The following is a 16,345-nucleotide window of genomic DNA, read 5'->3' as shown; positions in this document are numbered from 1 at the left end:
GATGGGTCATATGGCAGGGCTGAAGCCGAATACGCTCGGCTAGTCGGCAAACTGCATTGACGGCAGACGCCGCGGCGTCCGTAGCGCCGCGACCGTGATCGCCAACGAATGTGCTCGACAGGAGATGGTCGATCTCCTGCATTGGAGTCACGTAAGCCGCCTAGACAGAGCCTTCACCGCCGACGTTGCCGAGCATCGGGATCCAAGACGAAGCTGTCATGCCGGCACCGCTGCATGCGCCCCGCGAGGAACAAACCGCCCCTCGCCTTCGTTCAGGATCCCGAAGCACGATACGGCTGTGCACCACCTTCCGGCCACTCAAAGGAGACCCGAGACGACTTGGTCCGTAAAGGAGGTTTTCGAAGAGCATCTGAGGCTTCGCGCGGCAGGCGATATCGAGGAGGATCTCTTGGGCGCACTGCCATCTAACCTCGATTAAACAGGCACTGATGCGCTGGCTGGAGCAATGGCGAGACTCATTGCACCAGCCAAGTTCAGGGCATGTGCAGACAACCGCTTTTGGCCCGGAACAGATCGATTGGCGGCATAGCCTTATCTTTCCCTCACAACGGGAAGGCTGTTTCGGGACTTTTCGAAATCAGCGGATCACAGGCTCGCCATGGAAGCGGCGGCGCGATGGAGGAGAAACGCCGAAGCCAACTTCCATCATCAGCCGTGGCCTGTGCGACGGCACGGTGCCCATATGGAACCCGAACGGATCCTCGACGAAACCGAAACCGGCCTTGCCGGTCAGCGTGACCGGACTCTGCTTGCCGTAGACGTCCAGAATCTCTTGCGCTGGATGGCCGACGACAAGCGTAAATTGGTGCTTTAGGGCGCGGCGATCATGGCTGCCGCGAACATAGATATGCGGGCCGGTCCCCTCGTCGACGGGCACCAGATAGAAAAAGAACTTCAGCATCCGCCAGTCGTCCAGGTCGAAGTGGTATTTGCCGAGCGAAGCCAGGTTCTTGTCCGCGTCCGACGCCTGGCCGGTCGGGAAGCTCCACCAGACGCGCGTCGTGATCAGCGTCGCCTGGCCGCCGAGATAGTGCGCCGCGATATCCATGAGCAGCGGATCGTTTTGGATGGCAACGGCCGACTTACAGCCCAGAATGCGCTCGAAATAATGGCCGCTGAGCAACGGACGGCCAAATCGCGCCTCAGCCTCCGCATGCTCCGCCGGCATGAACTCGAGTCGGCGATCGAAATTGCCGAAACAAGGTGTGCACCTGGCGAATGCGGCTACATCTTCAGCCACCATTGCAGGCAGGACAAGGCCGGGAAAAAGCCCATCCATCCGCAGCGCGTCGACAACGTCGTGGCAATTGACACCGGCAAACATCGTGTCCTGGGCTCTTTGCGGCCTTCGGACCGGCTTTGCACCACGCCAGTGCATTCTCCGTGCCGGCATGGTGCGCGCCAACATGAACATGGGCAGCCACGCCGGGTTCTCGCGAATATCCGACAGGTAGGTCGGAATGCGTACGGCTATGCGACGCAGCATGCTGCCGTTTCGCGCGATTGTCTCAAGGCTTGCAGCGCCGGCTTTGTCGGAGTTCATAACGGTCATCGGGGTCCTCAGGTCATGAATGCACTTATGGACGAAGTTGGGTCCCGGTGTTTCGCCGAAACCCGATTCGCCGCGGAAGAACTAGGCGCTTGCCACGTTTTGTGCAACGCACCATTGCAGTGAGAAAATGGAGGTTGCGCGTTCGTATAAGACAATCGCAACCACTCCAATTACCTCAGGAACTGTCTGTAGCCGCCGCCCATCAGGTAGCGGCCGCGTTGGATGGCGCGACGTACCTGATCGCGAAGATGGCCGCCTGGATGACGCCAATCTTCTTCGACACGGCGTCTCCCGAACAAGGCAATGGCGACCTCCTGATGAGATGCTCCCGCCAGCGAGCCATCCAAAGCCTGCAGTACAATACGCAGACGCGCTCCGCGGTGTTCCGGCGGAAAGCAAGCAGCTGACACGCGGCGGCAATCATTGATGTCGTTCAGGAACTGAAGGGCAGCGACATGGAACTTGAGGTGCTGCGGCTGAAGGATTGCGTCGACATATAGCCGCAACGGGCGGAGGACGGACGCACCGGAAACGGCGATCTGCAGACTCCGGCAGTTCTCCCTCAGCAGCACGTGCTGCATGCCCGCAGCTGTCAGCAGGATGTCCTTGCAGCATGAGAGCGAAGAAAGGTGAAGCGGTTCAAAATCGTGGTCGAGCCCCAGCGGCTCCGCGGCCGCTCGTAGAATACAGGCGCAATCGCGCGGATCCCAAAAGACCCTCGCCGATGTAGCGTCCGACTGTGGCGCGTCCGCGAAAAAGGAGGCTCCATTGTCTTAGGAAAGCTGATTCTGTCGTCAACTCGATTATCTTCATGTCGGCCTGGGTTCCGACGAAGCAGGCGGACGGTGCCATTTTGGCGTGGTCGCGCTGGAATTGTGGATTGCGCCGAAGAAACTCCCAGGCCCAGCCAGTGCGTGGCAATCGTCTGGCGTAGTGGTAAGCGTCCTGGCGACGCCAGTCCGGCCAGCATACAAGGCCGACCGTCGCTTCCTTGGGCAAACCAGCATCCTTCATGGCACAGGTGTCCACAATGGCGCTATGCTGACGGGCCTAGAACCGGTTGCCACAGTACCGGTCCGCTCAGACGTCCCCTGCTGCGGATGCGCAAAAGGCTCGCGTGGGAAATCTCGAGAAACCCAGCCACCGCCTCCGTTTTGCCGACGCACTTGGGTTCTCCGATGCGCGACAATGGCCACGTAGCAAGGCGGAGGATCCGCTCCATGCGCGTGTCCGTCACCGTTACGATCCGGGTCAGATCCTTGGCCAAGCCGAACTCGATCATGCCCGCGAAGAGCTCGTAGGTCGCCTGAGCCAGCCCGCCCGCTGCCTTGGGCGCCGACGGAGGAAGATCGAGCGCGAAACGACTGCTCTCCCATATGTCGGTGGTCGAGGGCACGACGTCAGCACCCAGCAGCACCGGGAAGGTGTCGCGCAACATTGTGGGTCCGGTGCTGGGCAAAAGACGCACGCAACCGCGAATTCGCCAGTCGGATCCTTTGAGGAGCAGATAGACAGGCTTGAGAGCATCAAACGGATCGGATTCCATCTGGTCTTCGGTATCAACTTCCCAATCGAGCCTTTCCTTGAACACCCGAAACCTGAGCCCGTGCATCTCTCTGAGCTCGCCTGCAAAATCACTGTAAAAGTCTGGTGCTATCAGTTGCATCATGGTCGCCTCCATGTGGGATGTGTTCCCGCCATCGAAGGGCAAAGCTGACAGCGATGCAGCCTGTAGAGGTTTACAGGTATCGTGGCTGAGAATCAGGATCTCGTCAGGCCGGAGGCAGCCATTCGTGCAACGGCTTGGTTGATCGTTCGAACGCCAAACTTTGCCTTGGCGTTTTCCAGATGAAAGGTCACGGTGCGCTTTGAGACGCCGAGAAGCTGGCTAGTATCCCAACCCGACTTGCCGCGCGCCGCCCATTTCAGACACTCGAACTCCCGCGGGGTGAGCGTTACACCATCCACCACGCGATGATCGGCGAGCCTTCGCCGGACATGGATATGAAAGTTGATGGCCACCAGCTGCAATGCTTTTTCGTAACGTGCCAGTGACCGCAACAGAGGCGGACGGGACTCGTCGGAAGCAAAGGTCAGGGCAGCAAACCGGCCGAGATGATCATGCATGGACATCGTCAGGCCGCCGCAGATGCCAAACTCAGCCGCACTCTGTAGAATTTGTTGCTGCGAATTCGGCAGACCGTGCCGAGCGCGATCCACACCCCAATCGAATGTATCCCAGCCTTGCAGCCCGCGCANAGCCCGCGCAGGATGACCGGATCGAGACTGTGGTACCGCTGTTGCAGATAACGTGACGTCCAGGATGAAGGATAGTTTGAAATCAATTGGGGGGCGTCGCCGGAGGCTGACGGGTAGGTGAAATAGGCGAATAACGGGAAGTCGAAGCCGGCTGCAGCGGAGGCCATTGCCTCACAGAGATCGGCAGCATCAACACTTGCAGACAGTTGCTCGACGAAGTTCTCAAACACGCGATGCATGTGTCCTGTGCGTAACCTCCGTAACGCTCAATGCCAGGCAGAGACCTTGTTTTAGATGATCCCGGACGAATACGGCGCGTGCCGAGAACGTGGCTAATCTGTTGAACCAATCCGAAATAGTCTGACGTTGTCTATGAGCCGTGTGCCGCCGAGCCAGGCGGCGGCAAGCAACCGTGCCGATCGATCGAGGCTTGTTATCGGGTGCAGATCTGCCTCATCGCGAAGTTCCAGGTATTCGACCTCGCGATAGCCTGCAGCCAGAATTGCTGCGCGAGATTCTGCAAGCGTTGGCAGGATGGGTGAGCCGCGCTCAAGCCGCTCAGCCGTCTTGAGCAGGACCGATGATAGCTTGGGAGCAACAGCGCGTTCCGCTGGCGAGAGCCGCACATTGCGCGATGATAACGCAAGACCGTCGGCTTCACGGACTGTCGGACAGGCAACAATGGTGATTGGAATATCCAGATCCCGGGCCATGCGCCTGACCAGGTGAATTTGCTGAAAGTCCTTTTCGCCAAAGAAGCCGAAGTCAGCGCTGGTCTGCAGGAAGAGCTTGGCGACGACGGTCGCCACGCCGTCGAAATGCCCCGGCCGGAATGTACCGCACAGGCCTTCGCTGACACCGCAAACCGAAACGGTGGTGGCGAAGCCCGCCGGATACATCTCCTCTGCATCTGGCGCATAAAGCAGGTGCGCGCCAACCGGTGCCAGTTTGGCGGCATCCTCGTCCTCGGTGCGGGGATACGCGGCAAGATCGGCCTGGCTGTTGAATTGCTTCGGGTTGACGAAGAGCGTCACTATCACACGGTCTGCCTTCTCGAGTGCAGCGCGCACCAGGCTGAGATGGCCCTCATGCAGGACGCCCATCGTTGGCACCAGGGCTATCCTCACACCTTCGCAGCGCCATGCGGCGACGCTTTCGCGAAGCTGGTCAACGCTCCTGACGATCGGCACGCTCACGCTGCTTCTCCGCTCTTGGTGGCGTCCGTGTCGGCGGGCTTGGGCGCATCGGCAAACACGTGCTCTGCGGCGGGAAACTGGCGCTCCTTCACCTCGCGCGCATAGGAAGCGATCGCAGCCGCAGCCGCCTCCCGGAGTTCAGCATAGCGCTTGACGAACTTGGGCCGGAAGTCGCCGAAGAGGCCCAGCATGTCGTCGACGACGAGAATCTGGCCGTCACAGGCTGCCGAGGCACCGATGCCAATGGTCGGGGTCGCCACCTCCTTGGTGATCCGGCGGGCGAGCGCCTCAGGAACCTTCTCCAGGACGACCGCAAAGGCGCCCGCTTCGCCCACCGCAATTGCGTCGCGCCTGATGCGCTCGGCATCCCCGCCCCTGCCCTGTACGCGGTAGCCACAGATGGTGTTGATGGCCTGCGGCGTCAATCCGACATGGGCCATGACGGGCACGCCGCGTGCGGCGAGGAAGCCGATCGTCTCTGCCATCGCTTCGCCGCCTTCGAGCTTGACGGCCGTGCAGCCGGTCTCGGCCATGACGCGCGCGGCATTGCGGAAAGCCTGCTCTGGGCTTTCCTCGTAGGAACCGAACGGCAGGTCGACCACCATCAGCGCCTGCTTAATGCCACGGCGCACCGCCTGGCCGTGCGTGATCATCATCTCCAGCGTGACACCGAGCGTCGAGGGCAGGCCGTGGAGAACCATGCCGACGCTGTCGCCGACGAGCACCACATCACAATGGGGATCGACAAGCCGGGCGACTGGGGTGGTGTAGGCGGTAAGGCAGACGAGCGGCGTCCCACCTTTGCGCGAACGAATATCCGGCGGTGTGATCGCCCTGGTGTCACCATAAGCGTTCATGGGACCCTCCTTCCCCTACGTTACCAGCTGCGGCTGTCGCCTTTGGCACATTTTTGTGCAGGTGCGAAGAGCAAAAAAATGGCCATGCAGCTGCGGGGTGTTGACGTGCCAATTGGCACGCTTACACTAAATCGATTAAGGTGCCCCCGAGTTGGCCAAATAATGGACGATCAGGCAATAGGACTCAGGAAAGACAGAGCCGCCGGCAAGGCCGACAACGTCAAAGTGGACTTGATCGCCTTTGTGGTCGCCGTAAACGGCAGTCAACCCTGTGTCCTCACCATCGGCCAGGCGGACACCTTGCCCTCCGGTCCCTTTGCGCTTGAGCACCGATCGCTGCAATCCGGCTTGAGGGGGTGGGTCGAGCAGCAAACCGGCCATCGGCTGGGGTACATTGAGCAACTCTACACGTTCGCGGATCGGGATCGCATCGGCGCCGAGCGCCAGCAGCGCGTCATCTCCATCAGCTATCTGGCATTGACGCGCAAGGAACAGGCAGCGGGCTCGCCCAAGTGCGGATGGCAGAGTTGGTATGAATATTTTCCATGGGAGGACCACCGCTCCGGCACGCCTGCGGTCGTGCTGGACGTTCTGCGGCCGCGCCTGATCGAATGGGCAAACGGGGTTGGCGATTCGGCCACGCGACGTGAACGCTGGCAGCGGGCGACGATAGCCTTTGGCTTCGACGACCGCCTTTGGAACGAGGAACTCACGCTTCAACGCTATGAGTTAGTCTACGAAGCAGGCCTGGTCCAAGAGGCCGTAAGAGGGCGGGACGCAGGACCCCCGCCGCTGGTGCCCAGCAAGTCCATGGTCGCCGATCATCGCCGCATCGTGGCGACCGGCATTGCGCGGCTGCGCTCCAAGATCAAATACCGCCCAGTCGTCTTTGAGCTGATGCCGCCGGTCTTCACGCTTTTGCAGCTGCAGCGAACCGTGGAGGCGCTCGCCGGCAGGCTCATCCACAAGCCGAACTTTCGCCGACTGATCGAACAGCAGGAGCTGGTCGAGGAGACCGGAGAGGCCACCACTGAGACCGGCGGCCGGCCAGCGAAGCTTTTCCGTTTCCGCCACGCCGTTCTCGACGATAGGCTCATCGCCGGGACAAAATTGCCGCTGGCGCGGGGTTGACATCCCTTATACTCACAGCAAGTATATGCTGGTTATTTTCAGTTAGAGTATAAGCGGGAGGGGGTCGATGGGCGCCATGCTGCCTACGGCCGCGTTGCTCTACGAGCGCGTCCGACGAGTGATCCCGCCGATTGAATGGCCGGCTTTCGCCGAGGATATCGAGGCGATCCTTGCGCTGAAGCGCGAGCGCAACGCGATCATCCTGGCGCACAATTATCAGACGCCCGAGATCTTCCACTGCGTGGCCGACATCGTCGGCGACAGCTTGGCACTAGCCCGCACGGCTGCGACGGTCGAGGCGCAAGTCATCGTGCTGGCCGGCGTCCATTTCATGGCCGAAACGGCCAAGCTCCTCAATCCGGGCAAGACCGTGCTCATTCCGGATCTCAGCGCCGGTTGCTCGTTGGCGGACTCAATCACGGCAGAAGACGTGCGCTTGATGCGCCAGCGTTATCCCGGCGTTCCGATCATCACTTATGTAAATACGTCCGCCGAAGTGAAGGCCGAGTCGGATATCTGCTGTACATCCGGCAACGCCAAGGCGGTCGTCGAATCCCTTGGGGTTCTCCGGGTGATCATGTTGCCGGACGAATATCTGGCCCAGAATATCGCCGCTCAGACAGATGTGCAGATCATCGCCTGGAAAGGGCGTTGCGAGGTGCATGAGCGCTTTACACCGGCCGACATCCGCGAGTTGCGCGAAAGCCATCCCGGCGTGGTCGTGCTCGCCCATCCCGAATGCCCGCCCGACGTCGTGGCTGAAGCCGATTTTTCCGGCTCGACGGCTGCCATGTCCGACTATGTCGAAAGGCAAAGGCCGCCACGTGTCGTGCTGATGACGGAATGCTCAATGAGCGACAACGTCGCGTTAGCGCACCCAGAGGTCGAGTTCATCCGGCCCTGCAATTTGTGCCCGCATATGAAGCGGATCACGCTTGCCAACATCCGCACGGCGCTCGAGCAGAACCACCATGTCGTAACCGTCGAACCCGGGACCGCCGGGCGCGCGCGGCTAGCGGTCGAACGGATGCTGGCAGTTTGAGCGCCGACCCCCGCAGCTTCTTCGGGCGGCCCATCATCATCGGCGGCGGCATCGCCGGACTGATGACCGCGCTTCAACTGTCGCCGGAGCCGGTGCTTCTTCTGTCAAGGTCGCTGCTGGGAGCTGACAACTCGAGCACCTGGGCCCAGGGGGGCCTGGCTGCAAGTTTCGGCGAAGACGACGATCCGGCAGTGCACCTGGCCGATACGGTTGCCGCCGGGGATGGTCTCTGCGACAGAGACGTGGCGAGCCGCATCCTCCAAGCCGCGCCCAAGGCCATAGAGGGGCTTGCGGGCTTTGGGGTTCGCTTTGACCGCACGCCGGAAGGATCACTGTGCCTCGGATTGGAGGCCGCACACAGCCGACGTCGCATCGTTCATGCGCATGGGGACGGCACCGGGCGTGAGATCATGCGTGCGCTGATCGCGGCTGTGCGTTCCACTCCGTCGATAGTTGTCGTGGAGGGCGTGGAAGCGCGCCGGCTCGCAGTGCGAGAGAATGCGATCCGAGGCGTCTGGGCGAGCTGTTCGATCGCACCTTTCTTCTTCGGCTCACGGCGGGTCGTCCTCGCCACCGGTGGCATCGGGGGACTGTTTCTCGACACCACGAACCCTTGGGGCAGTTGCGGACAAGGCCTTGCGCTTGCGGCCCGCGCTGGAGCTGTCCTAGCCGACCTCGAATTCATTCAGTTCCACCCGACCGCGCTTGACGGCCCAGAACGCCCTATGGCGCTGGTCAGCGAGGCTGTGCGAGGCGAAGGTGCTGCCCTGATCGATGAAACCGGCCAGGCTTTTCTCCAGAGCGTGCCCGGGGCGGAACTTGCGCCTCGCGATGTCTTGGCCCGCGCCGTGTGGAACCATCTTGCGGACGGCCACCATGTTTTTCTCGATGCCCGACAACGGCCAGGCCCGGCATTCGCTCGACATTTCCCGACAATCGCATCAGCCTGCCTTGGAGCGGGCATCAATCCCGCGCGCGATCTCATCCCCATTCGTCCGGCCCAACACTACCACATGGGTGGCGTTGCCGTGGACAGCTCGGGCAGGACCTCCGTCAAGGGGCTGTGGGCCTGCGGCGAAGTCGCTTCGACAGGACTGCATGGCGCCAACAGGCTCGCCAGCAATTCCTTGACGGAGGCAATCGTGTGCGCCCGCTGGGTCGCTGAAAGCGTCGCCGGAACGCCTGCGCGCAGAACAAGGCCTGCGTTTGCGAACGTTTACCCACCGCCCGCTCCGATAGCCGTGCGCGTTTCTCTGTCGCGCGCACTCGGCATCGTCCGGGATGGTCAAGCGTTGAAAGCAGCCGCGCGTGCCTTATTGCCGCTCGCCGAAAGCAAGGATGCGGTCTCGGATCCGGCGGCTGTCGGGCTAATGATTGCTGTTGCCGCCTTGTTGCGCGAAGAAAGCCGCGGCGCTCATTACCGGACAGATTTTCCTCATCATGCGACTGCCGCCCGACGGTCCGAAATCACGCTCGAAGCCGCCTTGGCGGCTGCGCGGGAACTCGGACACTCGCCAAGCTCCGAAGGTGCAAAGGGATGATGCTCTCACCGCTCCCCACGGTCCTGCTTGAGCCGCTTGTACGGGCATCTCTTCTTGAAGACCTTGGCAGAGCCGGCGACTTGACCACGGACGCCATCGTCCCGAAGGAATGCCAAGCGGGAACCGTGTTGGTGGCGCGACAGTCCGGAGTTGTCGCCGGCATCGATCTGGCGATGCTCGCTTTCGGCTTGATTGATCCTGGTGTCGAAATCTCAGTGGAGCGGGCAGACGGCTGCAATGTCGTGGATGGAGAGGTCATTGCATCAGTGGTTGGCCCGGCCCGGGCCATTCTCACAGCCGAAAGGACGGCACTCAATTTTTTGTGCCATCTGAGCGGCATCGCCACAGCAACGGCATCGATGGTCGCTGCGGTTCGTGGATATGGCGCGAAGATCGTCTGCACCCGCAAGACGACGCCCGGATTGCGGGCAGTCGAAAAGTATGCCGTGCGCGCAGGTGGCGGGTCCAATCACCGCTTCGGCCTGGACGATGCAATTTTGATCAAGGACAACCACATCGCCATCGCAGGCGGCGTCCGGCCAGCGCTCGAGCGAGCACGAAGAGCGGCCGGTCATCTCGTCAAGATCGAAGTCGAGGTCGATACTCTGGCCCAGTTGGAGGAGGTACTTGGCTTCGCTCCCGATGCGGTTCTGCTCGACAACATGTCCCTCCCCGATCTTCGCCGCGCCGTCGCAATGGTCGGTGGCCGCGCTATCACCGAGGCTTCTGGCGGGATCACGTCGCATACAGCGCGAGCGGTTGCCGCGACCGGCGTTGATCTGATTTCGGTCGGCCGACTCATCCACAGCGCGCCGATCCTGGATATCGGCCTCGACCATCGGGGCTCATGATTGTCTGAGTAACGAACAGGATTGGGTCAACTGTCCTTTCCGATCATCATAGTCAGATAGCAAAGACCCGCAAGACAGACCGGAGGAACAGCATGGAGATGCAAACGGCAAGTTCAACGCAGACACCGCCACAGGCCAAATCTCTTGACCCCCCTGACCCTGGAGCGTGGACCTTGGAGAAGGCTCAGGCACTTTACCATGCCCCCTTCAACAATCTCCTCTTCCTGGCGCAAACGGTGCACCGCCAGAATTTCGATCCAAACAAGGTCCAGCTCAGCCGGCTGCTCAGCATCAAGACCGGAGGATGCCCGGAGGATTGTGGCTATTGCAGCCAGTCGGCGCGTCACGAAACCGGGTTGGAGGCGTCCAAGCTGATGGATGTCAGGCGCGTCATCGCCGAAGCGACCAAGGCGCGTGATGCCGGCGCCACCCGTTATTGCATGGGCGCGGCCTGGCGAAACCCCAAGGCGCGCGACATGGATGCGGTGGTGGCGATGGTCGAAGGCGTCAAGGCGCTGGGCCTGGAGACCTGCATGACACTCGGCATGCTCGATCTTGAGCAAGCCGCTCGACTGAAGCAGGCGGGCCTCGACTACTACAACCACAACATCGATACGTCAGAACGCTACTATAGCGAGATCATCGGTACGCGGAGCTTTGCCGAGCGGCTCGAGACGCTTGACCACGTTCGCAAATCCGGCATCAAGGTCTGCTGTGGAGGCATTGTCGGCATGGGCGAGAAGCCGGTGGACCGGATCGACATGCTGGTGACGCTGGCCAATCTGCCGGAACATCCGCAAAGCGTTCCGATCAACATGCTGATCCCGATCGCCGGTACGCCGCTTGCAGACGCCAAGCCCATTGAGCCGATCGAATTCGTGCGCGTGATCGCGCTGGCGCGCATCATGATGCCGAAATCGCATGTCCGTCTGTCCGCCGGCCGCACCGCGATGACCGACGAGATGCAGGCGCTGTGCTTTTTTGCCGGCGCCAACTCGATCTTCTTCGGCGACACGCTGCTGACGGCGGACAATCCCGGTGAGGACAAGGATACCCTGCTGTTCCGGCGCCTTGGCATCGATCCGATGGAACTCGGGGCGCAATGAACGGGGCGCCGCTTGCCCGTTATGATGCGACCTTGCAGGGGCTAGCGCGCAAGGACCGGCTGCGGACGCTTTCGCCCCGCGCCGGGCTGGACTTCTCGTCGAACGACTATCTCGGGCTGGCCGCGTCCAGAAGACTTGGCGATGCGGTTGTGGCGGCGATTGCGCGGGGCACGCCGGTTGGCGCCACCGGGTCGCGGCTGTTGCGCGGCAATGCACCGGAACACGAGCAGCTCGAGGCAGACGCGGCGGCATTCTTTGGAGCCGACCGCGCGCTGTTCTTCGGCAGCGGCTACATCGCCAACTTCGCTCTGCTGAGCGCCCTGCCGCAGAAGGGCGATCTTTTGGTTGTCGATGAGCTCGCCCATGCCAGCATGCATGAGGGTGCGCAGGCCGGGCGCGCACAGTTCGTGCTGGCCGCGCACAACGACGCCACCGCTGTCGAGGATGCGATTACACGTTGGCGCGTCGCGGGCGGCATGGGATGCGTCTGGATCGCGGTGGAAAGCCTTTACAGCATGGATGGCGACTGCGCGCCTTTGGAGAGCCTGGTCGCACTTGCCGATCGGCACGGCGCATTCATCGTCATTGATGAGGCGCATGCCACCGGCGTCTGGGGACCGGATGGCCGGGGGCTTGCCGCCGCTTTCGAGGGCCGCGACAACATCATAGCGCTCCACACCTGCGGCAAGGCGCTCGGCGCATCTGGTGGGCTCGTCACCGGGCCGAGGGCACTGTGCGAATATCTGATCAACCGTTGCCGGCCATTCATCTACGCAACCGCGCCATCGCCACTGATGGCGGTCGTGGCGCGCGAGGCACTCGCAATGCTCGCCGACGAGCCTATGCGGCGTGTTCAGCTGCATGAACGCGTCGCCAGCGCCGGCCGGTTGGTCAATCGCTGGGGTGTGACACCAAGTGGCTCTCAGATCCAGCCCTTAGTAATCGGCGATGTCAGGCGCACCATGGCAGTGGCGGCGCGCCTGCAGGCCCGCGGCTTCGACATACGCGGCGTTCGTCCTCCGACCGTGCCCGAGGGCACGTCGCGGCTGCGCATCTCACTGACGCTCAATATTGGCGAAGCCGACATTTCCGCCATGGTCGAGGCGCTGGTCGAGGTGTTGGCCGAAACATCACCGGAGGCGATATGACCCAACGCATCGTCATCACCGGAACGGATACCGGAGTTGGCAAGACCGTGTTTGCGGCTGGGCTCGCCGGTTTGCTGGACGGCTTTTACTGGAAACCGGTGCAATCGGGCCTCGACGGCGAGACCGACAGCGAGGTTGTCGCGCGGCTTGCCGGCTTGCCCTCAGAGCGCGTGCTGCCGGAAGCCTACCGCTTGCGGAGCCCGCTGTCGCCGCATCGTTCGGCCGAGATCGACGGCGTGGCGATCAAGGCTGCCGATCTTGCTTTTCCCGTCCTACCGACGCCGCTCGTCATCGAAGGCTCCGGCGGCCTAATGGTGCCGCTCAACCGGCGCACAAGGTTAATCGACATCTTCGCTGAATGGCGGCTGCCCGTTATTCTGTGCGCCCGCACCACACTCGGCACCATCAACCACACCTTGCTATCGGTCGAGGCGCTCCGCGCCCGCTCCATCCCGTTGGCGGGCATCGCTTTCATCGGCGATGAGATGGCCGATACGCAACGGACCATCGTGGAATTCAGCGGTGCCCCGCAGCTCGGCAGGCTGCCGCACCTCGATGTGCTGACGGGCAAAACACTGAGGGACGCAATGGTTGCCGGCTTCGCCTTCGCCTCGATTACTGGAGGTGACTGATGTCGCAGTCTCATGTGTGGCATCCCTTCACCCAGCACGCACTCGAGCCTGCGATCCCAGAAATCGTCCTGACTGAGGGCGCCTATCTCCACAGGGCCGACGGCGCCCGCATCCTGGACGCCATCTCCTCCTGGTGGGTCGTCACACATGGCCACCGCCATCCCCGCATCATGAAGGCAATCGAGACAACCGCGTCGAGCCTCGACCAGATTATCTTTGCGGGCTTCACGCACGAGCCGGCAGAGCGCTTGGCCAAGGCGCTTGTCGGCCTCGCTCCCGCTGGACTCGACTGGGTGTTCTATTCCGACAGTGGCTCGACCTCAGTCGAAGTCGCGCTGAAGATGGCGCTCGGTTATTTCCGCAACATCGGCGCGCCGCGCTCGCGCATCGTCGTCATGGAGCACAGCTATCATGGTGACACGATTGGAACGATGAGCGTCGGTGCGCGTGGCGTGTTCAACGCCGCCTATGAACCCTTGCTGTTCGAGGTCGACATCATCCCCTTTCCGGCCGCGGGGCACGAGCAGGAGACGCTGGATCGTTTCGAGGCTGTGACCCGCGATCGACGAGCCGCAGCCTTGATCGTCGAGCCGCTGGTGCTGGGCGCCGGCGGCATGCTGATGTATCCAGCATCGGTTCTGGCCGAATTGAAGAAGATCACTGAGGCCTCCGGCTCGCTGCTGATCGCCGACGAGGTGATGACCGGCTGGGGACGCACCGGAACCATGTTCGCCTGCGAGCAGGCATCGATTTCTCCAGATATCCTGTGCACCTCCAAAGGCTTGACCGGCGGCACCATCCCGCTGGCCGTAACGCTTGTCACCGATGCCATCTTCCGGGCGCACTATTCCGAGGACCGGAAGAAGACGTTTTTCCATTCGAGCTCCTACACCGCCAATCCGATTGCCTGTGCGGCAGCACTCGCCAATGTCGAGATCTGGCGCGACGAGCCAGTGGCCGGGCGGATCACGGCCTTGAGCGTGATGCAGGCCGTCGGGCTGCAACGCTTTCGGGACAATCCATATTTTGCCGACTGTCGAGCCACGGGAACGATCGCGGCGCTCGACCTGCGAACCGGTTCAGCAGGTTATCTCGCCGAGATTGGTCCGAAGCTGCGCGCTTTCTTCCTCGAGCGCGGCCTACTTGTGCGCCCGCTCGGCAATGTCCTCTACTTTCTGCCACCCTATTGCATCGCAGGCGACGAGCTCGAACGACTATATGACGCCATCGAGGAGGCCGGGGAACGCTTCGGGTCAAGGCCATGAGCAAGTCGTCGCGCATTCTCGGACTTGGCCATCACGTGCCTGGGCGCAAGGTGGCCAATGCCGAGATCGAGAGCAATCTCGGCCTCGAGCCGGGCTGGATCGAAAGGCGTACCGGAATCCGTTCGCGCTTCTGGGCAACGGACGAAGACACGCTGTCGGGTCTTGCCACCCGGGCTGGCGACATGGCGCTGGTGAACGCCGGTATTGCGCGCCACGACATCGGTCTGCTGTTGCTTGCCACCTCGACGCCCGACCATCTTCTGCCGCCAAGCGCGCCGCTGGTCGCACACAAGNATCGGTCTGCTGTTGCTTGCCACCTCGACGCCCGACCATCTTCTGCCGCCAAGCGCGCCGCTGGTCGCACACAAGCTTGGCCTTGGCCGCGCAGGCGCGGTCGATCTGACCGGCGCCTGCGCCGGCTTCATCTATGCGCTCATGTTTGCGGACGGGTTCACCCGCCTGCATGGCAAACCAGCGCTGGTCATCGCCGCCAACATCCTCAGCCGCCGCATCAATCCAGCCGAGCGCGCGAGCTCAGTCTTGTTCGCCGATGCCGCCGGCGCCCTGGTGATCGGTCAGTGCGATGATGCTGATCGGGGCATTCTCGGTGCCTCGGTGGCTTCGGACGGCTCGCGCTACGGGCTGATCCAGATTCCCGCAGGAGGAAGCAACACGCCGTTCCATGGCGACCTCGACCTCGGGCAGACCCGGATGACGATGACCGACGGGCCCCAAGTGTTCGCAAAGGCCGTCGAGATGATGACCGATTGCTCGACAGCCGCGCTAGCCACTGCGGGAGTGCGGCCACACAATGTCGGCCGGTTTGTGCCGCATCAGGCCAATACTCGGATTTTCGGCGCGGTCGGAAGAAACCTCGGCATTGCGGACCAAGCAATTGTCAAGACGATTGCCGAATACGGCAACTCTTCGGCCGCGACGGTCCCGCTGTCGCTCTCGCTCGCCAACCAGATGAAGCCATTCCAGCCAGGAGAGAAAATCCTTCTGGCGGCGGCGGGTGCGGGTCTCAGCGGCGGCGCTCTCGTGGTTGGAATCTAGCCGGCCGGCTCACGCGCGCAGGATTGGTCATGAACGGCAATAGGAGCAACAGAACCAATGCCAAAAAATGGCCTTCTGAAGCTCGACATGACCAAGCTGACGCAGCACGACCCGTGCGAGCCTCTGGATGAGTTCAAATGCAACACCCGTTGCACCAATCGTACCATCTGAATAAAGCTCAATTACAAAGGGTGAGCCGCCCCATATATGTCGGATACCCGACATTGTTCACATAAAAGGCTCGATGCTTACACGCTCTTTGCTGCCTGCTCTTTGCTGTCTTCTCTTTTCTCTTTGCTCTTTGCTCTTCCGTCTTGACTAGCAGGAGCCTGCGGCTTATCTCATTGCCGCGTTAGCACTCGCTTCGGCTGAGTGCTAGGCATGCTCCGGCAACGGAGCACCGTTCAACATCCGCACCAAGGAAATCCAAAAATGGCAAAGTCGAATTTCCGGCCGCTACATGACCGCGTGGTCGTACGCCGGGTCGAATCCGAATCCAAGACCGCCGGCGGGATCATCATCCCGGATACGGCAAAGGAAAAGCCGCAGGAAGGCGAGATCATCGCCGTCGGCTCCGGCGCTCGCGACGAAGCCGGCAAGCTGGTCCCGCTGGACGTCAAGGCCGGCGACCGCATCCTGTTCGGCAAGTGGTCGGGCACCGAAGTCAAGCTCAATGGCGAAGACCTTC

At 61.9% G+C, this 16,345-nt stretch carries 16 protein-coding genes and 1 pseudogene; 10 read left to right on the top strand and 7 right to left on the bottom strand.

All coding sequences use genetic code 11. From position 1 onward, the window contains the following. Positions 1-598 precede the first annotated feature (598 nt). From X730_RS135745 to panB, 7 genes are all read right to left on the bottom strand, one after another. A complete protein-coding gene (locus X730_RS135745; protein WP_023708080.1) occupies positions 599-1,573 on the bottom strand; it encodes a hypothetical protein in 975 nt (324 codons plus the stop codon). A 170-nt stretch (positions 1,574-1,743) separates the two neighbouring features. Continuing rightward, entirely contained in the window at positions 1,744-2,154 is a 411-nt protein-coding gene (locus tag X730_RS135750; protein ID WP_023673629.1) for a DUF2285 domain-containing protein, read from the bottom strand. Positions 2,155-2,609: 455 nt separating this feature from the next. Then, entirely contained in the window at positions 2,610-3,242 is a 633-nt protein-coding gene (locus tag X730_RS135755) for an acyl-homoserine-lactone synthase (protein ID WP_031197522.1), read from the bottom strand. A gap of 92 nt (positions 3,243-3,334) precedes the next feature. Further along, positions 3,335-3,793, bottom strand: a complete 459-nt coding sequence (locus X730_RS1000000169180) for a LuxR family transcriptional regulator (RefSeq protein WP_280816356.1) — start codon at positions 3,791-3,793, stop codon at positions 3,335-3,337. Next, complete coding sequence (locus X730_RS1000000168980; protein ID WP_280816354.1) at positions 3,709-4,062, bottom strand: autoinducer binding domain-containing protein; 354 nt, start codon at positions 4,060-4,062, stop codon at positions 3,709-3,711. The genes X730_RS1000000169180 and X730_RS1000000168980 overlap by 85 nt, the downstream gene beginning before the upstream one ends. Before the next feature lie 102 nt (positions 4,063-4,164). Then, positions 4,165-5,028, bottom strand: a complete 864-nt coding sequence (gene panC / locus X730_RS135760) for a pantoate--beta-alanine ligase (protein WP_031197521.1) — start codon at positions 5,026-5,028, stop codon at positions 4,165-4,167. Further along, positions 5,025-5,885 carry a 3-methyl-2-oxobutanoate hydroxymethyltransferase gene (gene panB, locus X730_RS135765; RefSeq protein WP_031197520.1) on the bottom strand — a complete coding sequence of 287 codons (861 nt, stop codon included), beginning with the start codon at positions 5,883-5,885 and terminating at the stop codon, positions 5,025-5,027. The genes panC and panB overlap by 4 nt, the downstream gene beginning before the upstream one ends. 162 nt (positions 5,886-6,047) lie before the next feature. Between panB and X730_RS135770 the strand changes: the two genes are divergently transcribed. From X730_RS135770 to X730_RS135805, 10 genes and pseudogenes are all read left to right on the top strand, one after another. After that, positions 6,048-7,016: a membrane protein gene (locus tag X730_RS135770; protein WP_023673634.1), complete on the top strand. Its 969-nt coding sequence runs from the start codon at positions 6,048-6,050 to the stop codon at positions 7,014-7,016. 67 nt (positions 7,017-7,083) lie between these two features. After that, positions 7,084-8,058 carry a quinolinate synthase NadA gene (gene nadA / locus X730_RS135775; protein ID WP_023827834.1) on the top strand — a complete coding sequence of 325 codons (975 nt, stop codon included), beginning with the start codon at positions 7,084-7,086 and terminating at the stop codon, positions 8,056-8,058. Next, positions 8,055-9,599 (top strand): L-aspartate oxidase, encoded by a 1,545-nt coding sequence (locus X730_RS0135175; RefSeq protein ID WP_031197519.1) that lies wholly within the window; start codon positions 8,055-8,057, stop codon positions 9,597-9,599. The genes nadA and X730_RS0135175 overlap by 4 nt, the downstream gene beginning before the upstream one ends. Then, positions 9,596-10,450, top strand: a complete 855-nt coding sequence (nadC, locus tag X730_RS135780; RefSeq protein WP_023673637.1) for a carboxylating nicotinate-nucleotide diphosphorylase — start codon at positions 9,596-9,598, stop codon at positions 10,448-10,450. The genes X730_RS0135175 and nadC overlap by 4 nt, the downstream gene beginning before the upstream one ends. A gap of 92 nt (positions 10,451-10,542) precedes the next feature. Continuing rightward, complete coding sequence (bioB, locus tag X730_RS135785) at positions 10,543-11,556, top strand: biotin synthase BioB (RefSeq protein WP_031197518.1); 1,014 nt, start codon at positions 10,543-10,545, stop codon at positions 11,554-11,556. Beyond that, positions 11,553-12,704 (top strand): 8-amino-7-oxononanoate synthase, encoded by a 1,152-nt coding sequence (locus X730_RS135790; RefSeq protein ID WP_023673639.1) that lies wholly within the window; start codon positions 11,553-11,555, stop codon positions 12,702-12,704. The genes bioB and X730_RS135790 overlap by 4 nt, the downstream gene beginning before the upstream one ends. Continuing rightward, positions 12,701-13,336 (top strand): dethiobiotin synthase, encoded by a 636-nt coding sequence (bioD, locus tag X730_RS135795; RefSeq protein ID WP_023673640.1) that lies wholly within the window; start codon positions 12,701-12,703, stop codon positions 13,334-13,336. Before X730_RS135790 ends, bioD begins: the two co-directional genes overlap by 4 nt. Next, positions 13,336-14,601 (top strand): adenosylmethionine--8-amino-7-oxononanoate transaminase, encoded by a 1,266-nt coding sequence (locus tag X730_RS135800; protein ID WP_023827831.1) that lies wholly within the window; start codon positions 13,336-13,338, stop codon positions 14,599-14,601. The genes bioD and X730_RS135800 overlap by 1 nt, the downstream gene beginning before the upstream one ends. Further along, a pseudogene (locus tag X730_RS01000000165035) lies at positions 14,598-15,657 on the top strand (ketoacyl-ACP synthase III). The gene X730_RS135800 and the pseudogene X730_RS01000000165035 overlap by 4 nt, the downstream one beginning before the upstream one ends. 432 nt (positions 15,658-16,089) lie before the next feature. Beyond that, positions 16,090-16,345 (top strand): co-chaperone GroES (locus X730_RS135805; RefSeq protein WP_023827829.1); only part of this gene is annotated, 256 nt, incomplete at its 3' end.

The sequence above is a fragment of the Mesorhizobium sp. L103C131B0 genome (genome assembly GCF_000502275.1).
Taxonomy (GTDB): Bacteria; Pseudomonadota; Alphaproteobacteria; order Rhizobiales; family Rhizobiaceae; genus Mesorhizobium.
Note: the sequence above shows the minus strand (reverse complement) of the source record. Positions and strands in the feature narration are given on the sequence as shown.

Coding starts and splice junctions, on each gene's coding strand:
- X730_RS135755 (WP_031197522.1), bottom strand. CDS start 3,242: ATGATGCAACTGATAGCACCAGACTTTTACAGTGATTTTGCAGGCGAG.
- X730_RS135750 (WP_023673629.1), bottom strand. CDS start 2,154: ATGCAGCACGTGCTGCTGAGGGAGAACTGCCGGAGTCTGCAGATCGCC.
- X730_RS135745 (WP_023708080.1), bottom strand. CDS start 1,573: ATGACCGTTATGAACTCCGACAAAGCCGGCGCTGCAAGCCTTGAGACA.
- X730_RS135800 (WP_023827831.1), top strand. CDS start 13,336: ATGTCGCAGTCTCATGTGTGGCATCCCTTCACCCAGCACGCACTCGAG.
- panB (WP_031197520.1), bottom strand. CDS start 5,885: ATGAACGCTTATGGTGACACCAGGGCGATCACACCGCCGGATATTCGT.
- nadC (WP_023673637.1), top strand. CDS start 9,596: ATGATGCTCTCACCGCTCCCCACGGTCCTGCTTGAGCCGCTTGTACGG.
- X730_RS135770 (WP_023673634.1), top strand. CDS start 6,048: ATGGACGATCAGGCAATAGGACTCAGGAAAGACAGAGCCGCCGGCAAG.
- bioB (WP_031197518.1), top strand. CDS start 10,543: ATGGAGATGCAAACGGCAAGTTCAACGCAGACACCGCCACAGGCCAAA.
- X730_RS135790 (WP_023673639.1), top strand. CDS start 11,553: ATGAACGGGGCGCCGCTTGCCCGTTATGATGCGACCTTGCAGGGGCTA.
- nadA (WP_023827834.1), top strand. CDS start 7,084: ATGGGCGCCATGCTGCCTACGGCCGCGTTGCTCTACGAGCGCGTCCGA.
- bioD (WP_023673640.1), top strand. CDS start 12,701: ATGACCCAACGCATCGTCATCACCGGAACGGATACCGGAGTTGGCAAG.